This is a genomic window from Microbispora sp. NPDC046933, from assembly GCF_040644635.1.
Classification (GTDB): Bacteria; Actinomycetota; Actinomycetes; order Streptosporangiales; family Streptosporangiaceae; genus Microbispora.
In genome coordinates this window covers 108,752-119,724 of record NZ_JBEYWW010000009.1, presented here as the reverse complement: position 1 = coordinate 119,724, position 10,973 = coordinate 108,752, and the positions used below count along the sequence as shown (strand labels likewise).

The window sequence follows — 10,973 nt, the reverse complement described above, 5'->3', positions numbered from 1 at the left end:
GAGTGGGATCGCGGCGGGACCCCCGGGGTCTGCCTGGACGGGCCGGTTCGCGAAGGCTCGGAAGAGTTCGGGGAGTTACTGCGCCGGGCGGCCGATGAAGGAGGTCCGGTTCCGCTCGGCGATCTCGGTGACGAGCGGGGCCAGCTCCTCCATCGGGCGCCCGGGCGGGACGTTCGCGTCGAGGTCGGCGAAGAGCTTGCCCGTGCCGTCGGTCAGGCTGAAGGCCAGGAACTTCACGGCCTTGCTGCGCACCTCGATCGTGTGCACGGCCCCGGTCGGGACCGTGATCGACTCGCCGGGGCCCATCTCGTACCGCTTGGAGCCCACCTGGACCGACATCCTGCCGTGCAGCACGTAGTACGACTCGGGCCAGGGGTGCCGGTGCGGCGGCACGAAGGCGCCTCGCTCGCCGTCGATCTCGAACAACTCGTACTCGCCGTCGGTGTGCTCCGCGCCGACCTTGACGGTCGCGGTGCTGTCGACCGTGAACAGTTCCCTGCCCTCACCGGCGAGGCTGTGGTGGATCTGCTGGGGCATGCCCGTCTCCTTGGTGTGTTGCGCTGAGGTCGCGGTCCCGGTGGGCACCGCATCGCACTTTCACGTTAGGAACGGGTGCCGTGAGGCTCCATCCCGCGAGAAGGGTGATCACGGCGGGCAGGCACCCCCAGGAATCTGGGATGGTGTCCGGCGGAGCGCTCTTCGATACTGGGGGGCATGGTGACCCAGGCACGGGCCGCGGAGGCCAGGCGCCTCCTGTCCACCCTCGCGACGGCCGGTCTGAGCCCCGCCGACGTCCAGCAGGAGGCGATCGAGGTGGTCGGCCGGGTCGTGCCGTACGACGCCACCTGCTGGGCGGCCGTGGACCCGCAGACGATGCTGCCCACCGGTTCCGTGACGGTCGATCTCAACCCCTCGGCGCAGCAGGAGGCGCTGTTCGCCGAGATCGAGTACGGGTACGGCCCACCGGACGGCAACAGCTTCGCCGACCTGGCCCGCAGGGAGGTCCCCGTCGGCCGGCTTACCGAACCGCCGTACGGGGAGGTCGTGCGGAGCCGTCGCGTCAACGAGCTCTACACCTCCATGGGCGTGGCTTTCGACCTCCGCGCGTCCTTCGTCAGCGGCGGCGCCTGCTGGGGAGTCGCCGGCCTGATGCGCGGATCCGGCGGTCCCGACTTCTCCGCCGCCGAAGCCGGCTTCCTCGCCTCGGTGGCTCCGTTGATCGGCACGGCGTTGCGTACGGCGAGCCGAAACGTGCTGCCTGGCGCCGGCGGCGGTTCCGGCGGTCCTGTCGTGATCGTGCTCGGCGCCGGCGGCGATTTCACCGGCGTCACGCCGGCCGCGCGCGACTGGCTGGAGGCCTGGCAGGCCGCACGTCCCGGCTGGCTCGGCGTCGCACTGCGCGGTGTGGCCGCCACGCTGTCCGGTTCCGCCACGGGCGCGGCGCACGCCCGCATGCGTGACGTCACGGGCGCCTGGGTCGCGCTGCGCGCCGCGCCGCTGATGGACCTGGACGGCTCATCGGCCGAGAGGGTGCTCATCACCGTCGAACCGGTGCCCGCGGACGAGGTGATCGCGATCATGATGAGTTCCTACGCCCTGACCCCCCGGGAGCGGCAGATCTGTGCGGAGGTGCTCACCGGCCGGTCCACCTCCGAGATCGCCGACCTGCTGCATCTGTCGGCCTACACCGTCCAGGACTACCTGAAGTCAATCTTCGCGAAGGTCGGCGTGCGCAGCCGCAACGAACTCGTCAGCCGCCTCCGCGGTTCCTGATCGAGGGACACGACCTCGTGATCCGACTGCTCATCCGAGTGTCTCTGACTACCCCGCCGCGGGGCGGGCGGCGAGCACACCGGACGCCAGTTGGAGGGCGCACGCCCCCAGCCCGGCGAGCAGGGGCACGGTCCAGCCGCCGGACAGCTCGTGGAGCAGGCCGAACGCGAGCGGCCCGATCGCGGCCAACACGTAACCGCTCGACTGGGCGACCGCCGACAGCGCGGTCACCGAGGCGGGATCGGGCGCCCGCAGCGTGATGATCAGCAGGGCGAGCGCGATCGAGGCTCCCTGACCGAGCCCGAGGACGACCATCCACAGCCACGGCGTGGTGGTGGGCGCGAGCAGCACGCCCAGATAGCCGCCGACGGTCAGCAGCACGGCCACGACCACGTGCGGTGCCTGGGAGCGGGCCCGGCCCGCGTGCAGGGGGACGACCAGCGCCGCGGCGATCTGCACGAGGTTCGTCAGGCCCAGCAGATATCCGGCCTGGTCGGCGGGCAGACCGGCGGCCTGGAACACGGTCGGCAGCCACGCCAGCACAACGTAGAAGGTCAGCGACTGCAGGCCCATGAACGCCATGACCGCCCACGTCGCCGGCGTGCGGAGCAGGGTCGCGTACGGCCGCCGTCCCGGATCACCACCAGGCCGCCCGACGATCGGTTTAGGGGGTGCCGGCCGCTCCGGGCCCGCCGCCGAACCGGCCACCGAGCCGGCCGCCGAGCCCGCCACCGAGCCCGCCACCGGGCCCGCCACCGGGGCCGCTCCGAGCTGTGCCGGCGGCGAGGAGGCCGGCTCCGGCCGCGCCGCGCCCGATGCCGTGCTCGATGCCGTGCCCGATGCCGTGCCCGATGTCGTGCCCGATGCCGTGCCCGATGCCGGGGCCTCCGACGGTGCCGCCTTCGCTCCGGCCGGCGGCGTGGGGAGCGAGCCCCGCCTCGCGAGCGTCACCCACCACAGGACCGCCGCCAGCAGCGCGAGCAGGGTCGCCGACCCCGCCGCCGCCCGCCAGCCGACCTGCCCGGCCAGCGGGACCATCGCCGCCGAGGCCGCGGCGGCCCCGCCCACCATGACCGAGACGTACAGGCCGGTGAAGACCCCGATCCTGCCGGGGAAATGCTGCTTGACGAGGCCCGGCATGACGACGTTCATGACGGCGATGGCCGTGCCGGCCAGGGCCGCGCCGCAGTACAACGCGGACACGCCGTCCGAGCTGCGCAGGGCGACCCCGGCGGCCAGGACGAGCAGCCCGGCCAGCAGCGTGCGGTCCAGCCCGATCCGGCCGGCCAGCACCGGCGCGACCGGGGCGAGCAGGCCGAGGCACGCCACCATCACGGTGGTGATGGCGCCGCCCCCGGCGGGGCTGAGGCCGAGGTCCCGCATGATGGCCGGGAGGAGCGGCGACACTCCCGCGAGGGCGGGCCTCAGGTTGAGCGCCGCCAGGACAAACCCGGCAATGAGCAGCGCATTCCCGCGATGAACCACAATCCCCCTCATCACCCGCCAAACCCTACCGGCCGATCTCCCGCGCCCGGCCCGTCCCCCGGCCGTCCCCCGGCCGCCTTGGCGCTAGGGTTCGGTCGGGAGGTGGGCGGCCATGGCTGAAGAGCACGTCCAGTCGCTGGCCCGGGGTCTGGCCGTGATCCGGGCGTTCGACGCGGCGAGCCCGGAGCTGACGCTCAGCGAGGTGGCCCGCAAGACCGGTCTCACCCGCGCCGCGGCGCGCAGGTTCCTGCTGACGCTCGCCGACCTGGGTTACGTGCGGACCGACGGACGGTTGTTCTCCCTGTCGCCTCGGGTGCTTGAGCTGGGCTACGCCTACCTGTCGAGCCTGTCCCTGCCCGAGGTCGCGCTGCCGCACCTGGAACGACTCGTCGCCGAGGTGCACGAGTCGGCGTCGGTCTCCGTGCTGGACGACACCGACATCGTCTACGTGGCCCGCGTGCCGACGGCCCGGATCATGCGCGTGACGATCGCGATCGGCACCCGCTTCCCGGCGTACTGCACCTCGATGGGCCGGGTGCTGCTCGCGTGGCTGCCCCCGGAGAATCTCGACGCCTACCTCGCCCGCGCCGATCTGGAGCGGCTGACCCCGCACACCACCACCTCGCCGGTCGCCCTGCGCACCGCGCTCGACGACGTACGTGCCCGGGGCTGGGCGATGGTGGACCAGGAGCTGGAGGAAGGGCTGCGGTCTATCGCCGCGCCGATCAGGGACCGCGACGGGCGGGTGGTGGCGGCGGTCAACGTCTCCTCGCACGCCAGCCGCACCACCCTGGAGTCGGCCCGTCGCGACCTGCTGCCCCCGCTGCTCGCCACCGCCGCCGGGATCGAGGCCGACCTGCGCGCCACCGCGGGCGCGAGCCGCGCGCTGCCTGCCACCAGAGGCGCGGGCCACTCCTGACGGGAGGCACCCCCACGTCCCCACAAAACCGACCATCTCTCACCATGGAACTGACAACGTTGTCTAGGGCCGTGAAATGGGAGATGATCCCTGCGTGGGAGAGACGAGACGCGGCCGTCCGACCATGAACGACGTGGCCGCCGCGGCCGGTGTGGCGCTCAAGACCGTCTCCCGCGTCGTGAACAACGAGCCCGGTGTCAACGCCGCCACCGCGAGCCGGGTGCAGGCGGCCATCGAGCGGCTCGGCTACCGCCGCAACGACAGCGCGCGCATCCTGCGCCGGGGCCGTACGGCGAGCATCGGCCTGGTCATCGAGGACGTCGCCGACGCCTTCTACTCCAGCCTCAGCCGTGCCGTGGAGGACGCCGCGCTGCACCACGGCTATCTGCTGTTCACCGGGTCGTCCCGGGAGGACTCGGCCCGCGAGCGCGACCTCGTGCTCGCCTTCTGCGCCCGCCGTGTCGACGGGCTGATCATCGTGCCGGCCGGGAGCGACCACGGCTACCTCGCGCCCGAGTTCGAGGCCGGGATCAAGGCGGTCTTCGCCGACCGGCCGCCCGGCGCGGGATGCGAGGCGGACACCGTCCTGTGCGGCAACGCCGGCGGGGCCCGCGCGGGCACGGCCCACCTGATCGCGCACGGCCACCGCCGCATCGCCTTCCTCGGCGACGCCCCCTGGATCTTCACGGCCGCGGAACGGCTGCGCGGTTACCGGCAGGCGCTGGCCGCCGCCGGCCTGCCGTACGACGAGGGCCTGGTGGCCATGGGGCCGCCCGACCCGGCGCGGATGCGGGCCGACCTGACCCGGCTGCTCACGGCGTCCGACCCCCCGACCGCGTTGCTGACCGGCAACGGCCGCACCACGGTGGAGACCCTGCGGGCGCTGGCCTCGCTCACGCACGCCGCCGACGCGGGCGCCGCGGGCGGCCTCGCCCTGGTGGGGTTCGACGACTTCGAACTGGCCGACCTGCTGGGCGTCACCGTGGTGGCACAGGATCCCGCCCGGCTCGGCCGTACGGCCGCCGACCTGCTGTTCATGCGCCTGTCCGGGGACGAGGGGCCGACCAGCAGGATCGAGCTGCCTACGCGGCTGGTTCCGCGGGGCTCGGGCGAACGTCCTCCCCTGCCCCGCCAGGACCGTACGGCGGGCTGACGCGCCTCAGCGGGTCGCCGCGCAGATCACCCCGCAGATCACCCCGCAGCGCGAGCACGAGGGCGATCGCGCCGCAGCCCGACAGCGCGATGGCGAGATGGGCGGGCACGAGTTCGGCGAGGGCGCCCGCCGCGGCGGCGCCCAGCGCCTGGGCCGTCATCAGGCCGGACGTCTGCAGGCCGAACGCCTGCCCGCGCGCGGCCTCGGGAACCGCGTCGAGGAACCGCTGCTGGAGCCCCAGGTTGTAGGCGAGCCCGGCCGCCGCCAGGGCGGCCAGCACCGCCGCCCCGGCCGCCCCCGGCCGGATGGCGAACCCGAGCAGCGGCACGCCCAGCAGGAGCGCCAGCGGGAAGGTCAGCCGTTCGCGTACGGCGGGCGGGGCGAACCTGCCGACGGCGAACTCCCCCACACCCATGCCCGCCGCCGCGGCGGCCAGCACGACCCCCGCGCCCCACGCCGCTCCCTCACCCGTGAGGTACGGCACGTAGACGGCCTCCGCGCCGACCGCGAGCATCGGCGGGAGCCACCCGGCCAGCAGCAGTCCCCGGACGGCGCGGTCGGCCAGCAGCGTCCGGTTGACCCGCAGCGTCGTCCGTACGGCCCCGGCCTGGCGCGAGGCACGCGCCGCGCGGTCGCGCAGCCCGAACCGGGTCAGCGCCGCGCTGCCCAGCGAGAGCGCGGCGGTGATCAGCAGCGCCCTGTGCGGGCCCGTCACGGCGAGCAGGCCCCCGCCGACGGCCAGCCCGGCGACCTGCGCGCCCGCCGAGGTCGTGGTGAACACGGCGCGGCCGAGCACGTACGCGTCTCCCGCCAGCACGTCCGGCAGCACGGCGGCACGCGCGGCCGAGAACAGGGACGTGGGCACGCCCGCCGCGAACACCAGCGCGAGCATGATCCCGATCGGCAGGTCGCCGAGGCCCAGGGCTCCGAGACCGAGAACGAGGCACGTGGCCACGCGCAGGAGGTCGCCCGCGACCATCAGGGCCCGCGGACGCCACCGGTCGGCCAGCGACAGCAGGAGCATCCCGCCCGCCATCTGCGGCAGAAACCCGATCATGTACGCCAGCGCGGCCAGGCCGGGCGACCTCGTCCGCGCGTAGACCAGCACGGAGAACGCGAGCATCTTCACCGTGTCGCCCAGGACCAGCAGAAGCTGGCTCCCGAACAGCACGCGGAACTCCGCGACGGCGAAGCACGCCCGGAACGTCGATCTGTCGTGGTTCGCGGCCACGGTCACGGCCCACCTCCCGGCGTCCATGCTCGGCGCGCCGCCTCCGGCCGCGCTAACGTTTCGGAAATGGCCGAAGGGTGAGCGTGTGTACCGGATCGAGGTGAGCCCGCAGGACATCGCCGCCAGCCGTTTCGCGATCTCCCCGCTCAACGAGACCATGCACGCGATGTGGGTGCTGTCGGGGCGGGCGCAGGCGGGCACGCACGCGTCCTGGGCCGCGACGGCGCGCCCCCGGTTCGCCCGGCTGCTGGCCGGCAGCCCGGGAGCGCGGGCGCTGGTCGCGCTGTTCCGCCAGGGGGCCTACAACGCCGACTTCATCGCGCCGCCGCCCACCGGCGTCAACGTCGCCTTCGCCGAGGAGATCGCGGCGATGCGGGCCACGCCCCTGGAGCGGGCGCGGGCCGAGATCGCGATGTCGCTGGACGGGCGGCCGCCCCCGCCCGCCGAGATCACGGAGGTCCTGGAGGACGACGACGTGGTCGCGCTCCTGGCCGACGGGCTCGAGCGCACCTGGACCGAGCTGGTCGCGCCGCGGTGGCCCCGCTTCCACGCGATCCTGGAGCGTGACGTGATCCAGCGGGCCGGGCGGCTGGCGACGTACGGCTGGGCGGCGGCGCTCGACGACCTCGGCCCGCGGGTCCGCTGGCGACCGGCATCGGCCTGTATCGAGGTGGCGGCGTCCGGCGACCGGGACGAACGGCACCGGCTCGGCGGCCGCGGCCTGCTGTTCCTGCCCAGCCTCTTCGTCCGCAAGGTGATCGCCTACCTCGACGAGGCATGGCCGTACGCGCTGGTGTATCCGGCGCGTGGAGTGGCGGCGGCGCAGCCGCGGGCGGGCGGCGCGGCGGCGCTCGCCGGCCTGGTCGGCAGGTCCCGCGCCGGCGTCCTGGCCGAGCTGGAGACTCCGGCGACCACCACGCAGCTGGCCGCCCGCCTCGGGCTGGCGCTCGGCACGGCCGGCGGCCACCTGACCGCGCTGCGCGCGGCCGGGCTGGTCGCCGGCATCCGGGTCGGGCGGCAGGTCCTCTACCGGCGCACTCCTCTCGGGGACGCGCTGGTCGCGGGCCGTCTCGACCCCTGAGACTCGCCCTCGAGAGTCAGCCCTTGAGCGCGCCTGCCATGAGACCGCGCATGAAGAACCTGCCGAGCAGCACGTAGATGACCATCGTGGGGATGGACGCCAGGATCGCCGCCGCCATCTGCTGGCTGTACGGCGTCGTCACGGCGCCCGCGATGTTGTTGAGCATGACCGTCGTCGGCCAGGAGCTCGGCCCGGTGAGGAAGACCGCGAACAGGAAGTCGTTCCACATCGAGGTGAACTGCCAGATGATCACCACGGCGAACGCCGGGCCGGAGACCGGCAGCACGATCGACCAGAGCGTCCGCAGCATCCCCGCGCCGTCGACGCGGGACGCCTCGATGAGCTCGTCGGGGATCGTGACGTAGTAGTTGCGGAAGATCAGCGTGCAGATCGGGATGCCGTAGACCACGTGGGCGAGGACCAGGCCCGGGATGCCGCCGTACAGCTGCACGCCGAGCGCGTCGCCCACGTTCACCATGAGCTGCACCAGCGGGATCATCACGCCCTGGTACGGGATGAACATGCCGAACAGGAAAAGCGTGAACAGCACGTCGGCGCCGGGGAAGCGCCACTTGGACAGCACGTACCCGTTCAGCGACCCGAGGGCGGCGGAGATCAGCGAGCCGGGGACGGCGAGCAGGAAGCTGTTGACGATGCCGGGTTCGAGCTTCTCCCAGGCGATGCTCCACGCCTCGGTCGTCCACACCTTGGGGAGGTTCCACGCCTGGGTGGGGTCGGCCTCGCTGAGCGGCTTGAAGCTCGTGACCAGCAGCACGTAGACCGGGATCAGGAAGACCAGGACGAACAGCAGCAGCAGGACGAGCCGCACCCACGTGCCGGCCCGGCCCTTCTCGCGGACCCGGGCGGCGGGCGCCGTGCGCGGGGCCTTCTCGGCGACTTGCGCGGTCATCAACGCTTCCCCTTACGGGCGTCCCAGATCAGATAGGGCACGACGAAGACGGCGACGGACAGCACGATGTAGGACGCGATCGTCGCGCCCTTCGCCGGGTCGTGGGAGTCGTAGACCGCCGTCCACATGAACGTCGCGGGCACGTCGGTGATGATCTGCTTGCCCGACACCGCGACGACGAGGTCGAAGACCTTCAGCGAGATGTGGCCGAGGATGATCAGCGCGGACAGCGTCACCGGGCGCAGCATCGGCAGCACCACGTGCCGGTAGACCCCCCACTCGCTGCAGCCGTCCACCCGGGCGGCCTCCCGCAGTTCTTCCGGCACGCCCCGGAACCCGGCGAGGAACAACGCCATGATGTATCCGGACATCTGCCAGATCGCCGGGATCGCCATCGCGGCCATGCCCCAGTCGGGGTCGCGGAACCACTGCCACTGCAGGAAGTCGAGCCCCACGTAGTGGAAGAGCCGGTTGAGCCCGACCGCCTGCTCACCCGTCGCGCTGTTCATCAGCCACCGCCAGACCACGCCGGTGGCGATGAAGGAGACGGCCATCGGGAACAGGTAGACGGCGCGGAAGCCGCTCTCCGCCCGGATGCCCTTCTCCATCAGGAAGGCGAGGAACCAGCCGAGGACGAGCGCGCCGCCGACGAAGACCACGGTGAAGACGATCGCGTGCCGGACCGACAGGCCCCAGCGCTCCTCGCTCCAGATGCCGGTGAAGTTCTCCAGCCCGACGAAGTTGCCGGGGATTTCCGCGATCTCGTCGTGCTTGTCGGTCATGGCGAGCTTGAAGTTCCAGCCCAGCAGGCCGTACACGAAGACCGCGATGAGGATGATCGACGGCGACACCAGGAGTAGCCCGGGCAGCCATCTACGCACCCGCGTCACTTGTACCTCTCAGGAGTCAAGTACGGCCCACGCCGCTGTGGACCCAGCGTGGGCCGTACGAGGAGATCAGCTCACTGGCCGCTGTTCTTGGCCGCCGCGACCAGCGCCTGCTGGAACTTGGCGACGTCCTTGTCCTGCTGGAACAGGCCGACCGCGTCGGTGATCGCCTGACGCCACTGGTCGTTGGCGACCACGCCGTGCTGGATCGAGCCGGCCAGCTTGTCGCTCGCCCACTGCTCCAGGTCCCAGGACAGGTAGTCCTTGTAGAGGGACTGGTCGGCGTCCTTGCGGGCCGGAATCGAGCCCTTCAGCGGGTTGAACGCGTCCTGGCCCTCCTTGCTGGCGGCGACCTTCAGCCACGCGATCGCGCCGTCGCGGTTGGGCGCGCCCTTCGGCAGCGTGAAGCTGTCCGACAGCCACATGAAGGTGCCGTCCGTGCCCGGCGACGCGGCCCAGTCGAAGTCCTTGTGCGACTCCTTGCCGAGACCGCCCTCCGGCGGGTTGTGGAAGTAGCCGTAGGCCCAGTCGCCCATGATGTTGAAGGCCGCCTCGCCGTCGGCGACCTGCTTGGCCGCCGGCTGCCAGTCGTCCTGCGGGCTTCCCGCGTACGACAGGATGGTCTTGAAGTTCTCCAGCGCCTTGGTCACGTTCGCGTTGGACCAGTCGGCGTTGGCCGTCCACAGGGCGTTGTAGGCGTCGGTGCCGAGCGAGCCGAGCAGCACGGACTCGAGCAGGTGAACCAGGGTCCACTGCGAGCCGATCGACAGCGGGATCTTCCCGGACTTCTTGACCTTCTCGAGGTCGGTGACGAACTCCTCGATGGTCTTCGGCGCGCCGTCGATGCCGGCCTTCTTGAGGACCGAGGGGTTGAACCACAGGACGTTCGACCGGTGGATGTTCACCGGCACGGAGTAGACCTGGCCCTGCACCGAGATCTGGTCGATGAGCTGCTGCGGGAAGACCTCCTTCAGCTTCAGCTCGTCGTACAGGAAGTTCAGCGACTCCAGCTTGCCGCTCTTGATGTAGCCCTGAAGCTCGGCGCCGGCGTGGCCCTGGAAGGTGTCCGGGGGCTGGTTGGCCTGCAGCTTGCTCGACAGCAGCGCGCGGGCCTGGTCGCCGGAGCCGCCCGCCACCGCGGCGTCGAAGAACTCGAAGTTCGGGTTCTGCTTGGCGAAGATCTCACGCATCGCCTTGAGGCCGTCGGCCTCACCGGGACCCGTCCACCACGAGAAGACCTCGACCTTCTTCTGCGCGGCCTGACCGCCTCCGCTCTCCTTCTTGTCACCGCCGCCACAGGCGGAAAGAGTGAGCAGACCTGCAACAGAGACCGCGACGGCCGCCATCCACCGTCGTCTCATCGCAACATTCCCTTCAGGCTTTTCACGAGGATTTCGGGCCCCCGAAGACACATATGGCTGACAACGTTGTCAGCAGGCCCCATCAACCCACTTCCACGGGCACGCCGTCAAGTTTGTGCCGATAACGTCTCTGCATACAGGCCCTGGCACGGTGTTAGGGGCGTGCGTCAAAG

The 10,973-nt window shown here is 71.8% G+C and carries 10 protein-coding genes; 4 read left to right on the top strand and 6 right to left on the bottom strand.

Annotation, left to right across the window (positions count from 1 at the left end; genetic code table 11):
- Positions 1 to 75 precede the first annotated feature (75 nt).
- A complete protein-coding gene (locus ABZ857_RS14485; RefSeq protein ID WP_357042878.1) occupies positions 76 to 537 on the bottom strand; it encodes a cupin domain-containing protein in 462 nt (153 codons plus the stop codon).
- A 177-nt stretch (positions 538 to 714) separates the two neighbouring features.
- On the opposite strand from ABZ857_RS14485, the gene ABZ857_RS14480 reads away from it, so the two are divergent.
- The gene (locus ABZ857_RS14480) at positions 715 to 1,773 is read left to right on the top strand and encodes a LuxR C-terminal-related transcriptional regulator (RefSeq protein ID WP_357042875.1); all 1,059 of its coding nucleotides are present in this window, start codon (positions 715 to 717) and stop codon (positions 1,771 to 1,773) included.
- 48 nt (positions 1,774 to 1,821) lie between these two features.
- On the opposite strand, the gene ABZ857_RS14475 is transcribed toward ABZ857_RS14480, so the two are convergent.
- Entirely contained in the window at positions 1,822 to 3,258 is a 1,437-nt protein-coding gene (locus tag ABZ857_RS14475) for an MFS transporter (RefSeq protein WP_357042872.1), read from the bottom strand.
- Positions 3,259 to 3,370: 112 nt separating this feature from the next.
- Here ABZ857_RS14475 and ABZ857_RS14470 point away from each other — a divergent pair, with 112 nt between their 5' ends.
- Together ABZ857_RS14470 and ABZ857_RS14465 are read left to right on the top strand one after the other, a co-directional pair.
- Positions 3,371 to 4,177 carry an IclR family transcriptional regulator gene (locus tag ABZ857_RS14470; RefSeq protein ID WP_357042869.1) on the top strand — a complete coding sequence of 269 codons (807 nt, stop codon included), beginning with the start codon at positions 3,371 to 3,373 and terminating at the stop codon, positions 4,175 to 4,177.
- Between the two features lie 76 nt (positions 4,178 to 4,253).
- Positions 4,254 to 5,330, top strand: coding sequence for a LacI family DNA-binding transcriptional regulator (locus tag ABZ857_RS14465; protein WP_357042866.1), 1,077 nt, complete (start codon positions 4,254 to 4,256; stop codon positions 5,328 to 5,330).
- On the opposite strand, the gene ABZ857_RS14460 is transcribed toward ABZ857_RS14465, so the two are convergent.
- Positions 5,260 to 6,567, bottom strand: a complete 1,308-nt coding sequence (locus ABZ857_RS14460) for an MFS transporter (RefSeq protein ID WP_357042863.1) — start codon at positions 6,565 to 6,567, stop codon at positions 5,260 to 5,262. The genes ABZ857_RS14465 and ABZ857_RS14460 overlap by 71 nt on opposite strands.
- Positions 6,568 to 6,646: 79 nt before the next feature.
- On the opposite strand from ABZ857_RS14460, the gene ABZ857_RS14455 reads away from it, so the two are divergent.
- Complete coding sequence (locus ABZ857_RS14455; RefSeq protein ID WP_357042860.1) at positions 6,647 to 7,642, top strand: winged helix-turn-helix domain-containing protein; 996 nt, start codon at positions 6,647 to 6,649, stop codon at positions 7,640 to 7,642.
- A gap of 16 nt (positions 7,643 to 7,658) precedes the next feature.
- Here the strand turns inward: ABZ857_RS14455 and ABZ857_RS14450 are convergent, their stop codons facing one another.
- From ABZ857_RS14450 to ABZ857_RS14440, 3 genes are all read right to left on the bottom strand, one after another.
- Positions 7,659 to 8,552, bottom strand: coding sequence for a carbohydrate ABC transporter permease (locus tag ABZ857_RS14450; protein WP_357042858.1), 894 nt, complete (start codon positions 8,550 to 8,552; stop codon positions 7,659 to 7,661).
- Positions 8,552 to 9,433: a sugar ABC transporter permease gene (locus ABZ857_RS14445; protein ID WP_357042855.1), complete on the bottom strand. Its 882-nt coding sequence runs from the start codon at positions 9,431 to 9,433 to the stop codon at positions 8,552 to 8,554. The genes ABZ857_RS14450 and ABZ857_RS14445 overlap by 1 nt, the downstream gene beginning before the upstream one ends.
- Before the next feature lie 80 nt (positions 9,434 to 9,513).
- Positions 9,514 to 10,800, bottom strand: a complete 1,287-nt coding sequence (locus ABZ857_RS14440; RefSeq protein WP_357042852.1) for an ABC transporter substrate-binding protein — start codon at positions 10,798 to 10,800, stop codon at positions 9,514 to 9,516.
- Between the last annotated feature and the right edge of the window lie 173 nt (positions 10,801 to 10,973).

What these genes read in the sequence shown, in the direction of transcription:
- ABZ857_RS14470 (WP_357042869.1), top strand. Translation starts at nt 3,371, where the DNA reads ATGGCTGAAGAGCACGTCCAGTCGCTGGCCCGGGGTCTGGCCGTGATC.
- ABZ857_RS14450 (WP_357042858.1), bottom strand. Translation starts at nt 8,552, where the DNA reads ATGACCGCGCAAGTCGCCGAGAAGGCCCCGCGCACGGCGCCCGCCGCC.
- ABZ857_RS14440 (WP_357042852.1), bottom strand. Translation starts at nt 10,800, where the DNA reads ATGAGACGACGGTGGATGGCGGCCGTCGCGGTCTCTGTTGCAGGTCTG.
- ABZ857_RS14465 (WP_357042866.1), top strand. Translation starts at nt 4,254, where the DNA reads ATGGGAGATGATCCCTGCGTGGGAGAGACGAGACGCGGCCGTCCGACC.
- ABZ857_RS14485 (WP_357042878.1), bottom strand. Translation starts at nt 537, where the DNA reads ATGCCCCAGCAGATCCACCACAGCCTCGCCGGTGAGGGCAGGGAACTG.
- ABZ857_RS14480 (WP_357042875.1), top strand. Translation starts at nt 715, where the DNA reads ATGGTGACCCAGGCACGGGCCGCGGAGGCCAGGCGCCTCCTGTCCACC.